The sequence below is a fragment of the Vibrio sp. 1731 genome (assembly GCF_033339955.1).
In the GTDB taxonomy this organism is placed as follows: Bacteria; Pseudomonadota; Gammaproteobacteria; order Enterobacterales; family Vibrionaceae; genus Vibrio; species Vibrio alginolyticus.
The window spans coordinates 1-1,026 of the sequence record NZ_JAWOVO010000181.1 but is presented as its reverse complement, the minus strand read 5'-3'; the positions used below and the strand labels follow the sequence as shown (position 1 = coordinate 1,026).

Below are 1,026 nucleotides of genomic sequence, written 5' to 3'. Positions count from 1 at the left end.
CGAGAATCAAGCTATGAAGAGTATGAACAGTTTGCTGCTCAGCAAGAACAGCAACTCCATGTGGAACCAACGCTACACGAAGAGCCTGTTATTGACACTCGTGCGCTTGATGACATTACCGACCACGCTGAGCCAAGTGAACATATTGAACCAACCATCTCTGATTTTGATGTAGTAGATGAAGAGGAGGCATATGTTGCTCCTCAACCTCAGTCGCGTTCACCAGAGCCTCAACCTATAGTTCAACCACAATCGGTTTCTCAAATTCAACCAGAACAGACACCTGAGCCGAGTGTAGCGTTTGAACCAGCGCCACAAGAAGTTGAGGTTGAGGAAGTGCAAGATGGCGATCAAGATGTTGCCGCATTCCAAAGCATGGTATCCAGTGCGCAAGCAAAAGTTGCCGCGACGCAAAACCCATTCTTGATGAAGCAAGAACAGAATTTACCAGTGCCAGAAGAGCCGCTGCCAACACTTGAATTGCTTTACCATCCGGAAAAACGTGAAAACTTCATCGATCGTGAAGCGCTTGAGCAAGTCGCGCGTTTAGTCGAAAGCAAGCTTGCAGACTACAAAATTAAAGCTGACGTAGTCGGCATTTACCCAGGCCCAGTCATCACTCGATTCGAGCTCGATTTGGCGCCAGGTGTGAAAGTAAGTCGAATTTCTGGTCTGTCTATGGACTTGGCGCGAGCTCTATCTGCGATGGCGGTACGTGTTGTAGAGGTGATTCCAGGCAAACCTTATGTCGGTCTTGAGTTGCCAAACATGAGTCGTCAGACGGTTTATCTATCAGACGTCATCAGCAGCCCTCAATTTGAGCAAGCTAAATCGCCAACGACGGTGGTACTTGGTCAAGATATCGCGGGTGAAGCTGTCATTGCTGACATCGCTAAAATGCCTCACGTACTTGTTGCGGGTACGACAGGTTCAGGTAAGTCGGTCGGTGTAAACGTCATGATCTTGAGTATGCTCTACAAAGCTTCTCCAGAAGATCTACGCTTCATTATGATCGACCCGAAAATG

The 1,026-nt window shown here is 48.0% G+C and carries 1 protein-coding gene; it reads left to right on the top strand.

The features are described 5' to 3' along the window. Positions 1–1,026: DNA translocase FtsK (locus R7035_RS26080; protein ID WP_318146432.1), on the top strand; the 1,026-nt coding region annotated here is incomplete at both ends.